This is a genomic window from Arthrobacter sp. 10T413_2, assembly GCF_056394205.1.
Genome location: NZ_JBFTHK010000347.1, coordinates 1 through 1,340, shown reverse-complemented (window position 1 = coordinate 1,340; position 1,340 = coordinate 1). Strand labels below are relative to the sequence as shown.

Sequence of the window (1,340 nt, the reverse complement as noted above, 5' to 3'; positions counted from 1 at the left end):
GCTCAGCTTCGACTCGCTCATGGGCTCCAGCGGTGGCGTGGTGGTGCAACCGCTGCTCGGCCGGGCGGCTGATGTGTACGGCTACCCGGCCTCGCTCGCGATCGGCGGCGCGATCGAGTTGATTGCGGTGCCCTTCCTGCTGGCGAKCCGCCGGCAACGCCACCACGCCGATGCGGCCAATGCCCCGGCCGGCACGTCGAACGCAGGACCGCAGCCGGCGTAGCGGGTCGTTCTCGACACAAGGGGTTCACGCTGCATGCCGCTGTCCGCGCCGCCAGGCCGGCCCGGCAATCCTAGGCGGGTCCGGAACTATTGGCGGCGCTCCGCGGAGCCACCGTGACGGTGGCGACACGTTCCAGCCTRGGGTGCAAGTGGTMGCCGCCGTCGACGACGCCGGTCTGCCACCAGAGTTTCAGCCCCTCCGGTGTGGCCTCCAGGCAGGCGAGGTTGTTGTCGAACCATGGGCCCTTGATCCCGGACCAGCGAAACGGCGGGTCCGGCACCTTGGCCGAGCGAGCCACCAGGACTCCTACCGGCGTGGCCAGGCCGTAGGACATGACGGCCGCGAAGGACCTCATCAGCCGGGGCAGCGGGTTGCGGATAGGGGAGGAGACGGCCTGCACGATCCGGCTGCCCGAGGCGCGTTCCACCTCGGACGCGTAGGAGTAGTGCACGTCGCCGGAGAGGAAGGTGATGGTGTCCGGTGCCGGGCCGCGCTTGCCGTCGGCGACATCAGTCACGATGGCTGCCATGTCCCGGAAGCTGTTCTGGAAGGCGCCCCAGTKTTCAAGGTCCAACGCCTGACGTAGGCTCTCGCCGGCCCGGGCGGCAAGCTTCCCCCACGCACCTTGGGACACAGCTTCGTTCCAGGACTCGACGTAGTGCAGGCCCATCGGCAGCAGGAAGGGCAGCGATGTCGCCACGAGCAGGTGGCGGAATCCGCCACGCATCCGGTCGTCGAGCCAGGCCATTGCCGTCTTGTCCACCAGGGCGCGGGCGTCCGGCGCCAGGTGCCGGGCGGCGCGGGAGTCCACCACGATCAGCCGGGTGTCACCGAAATCCCGGCAGTAGCTCCACCGGTAGGAATCAGGGTCCCGGTCAGCCCGGTCCGCGAAGCTGTCCAGTTCCGAGCTCACGTCGATTTCGTCCTCGCCCGTGTGCCGGACGATCTGCTGCCAGACAGCGTCCCCGGCCCGTTCCTGCGGTGACAGGTTGCCCAGATGCTGGTAGACCCAGTACGCGGCCAGCCCCGCGACAATCCGCCCGTGCCACCAGGAGGTGGCTTCCATTTTCTTCTTCCAGCTCAGCGAGGTATTCCAGTCGTCGCGGATGTCGTGGTC

At 68.6% G+C, this 1,340-nt stretch carries 1 protein-coding gene and 1 pseudogene; one reads left to right on the top strand and one right to left on the bottom strand.

Features of this window, described 5'->3' with window-relative positions; genetic code table 11:
* Nucleotides 1–223, top strand: a pseudogene (locus tag AC1DBQ_RS23345) (MFS transporter); the annotation flags it as partial.
* A gap of 70 nt (nt 224–293) precedes the next feature.
* On the opposite strand, the gene AC1DBQ_RS23340 reads toward AC1DBQ_RS23345, so the two are convergent.
* Nucleotides 294–1,340: metallophosphoesterase family protein (locus AC1DBQ_RS23340; RefSeq protein ID WP_476930756.1), on the bottom strand; the 1,047-nt coding region annotated here is incomplete at its 5' end.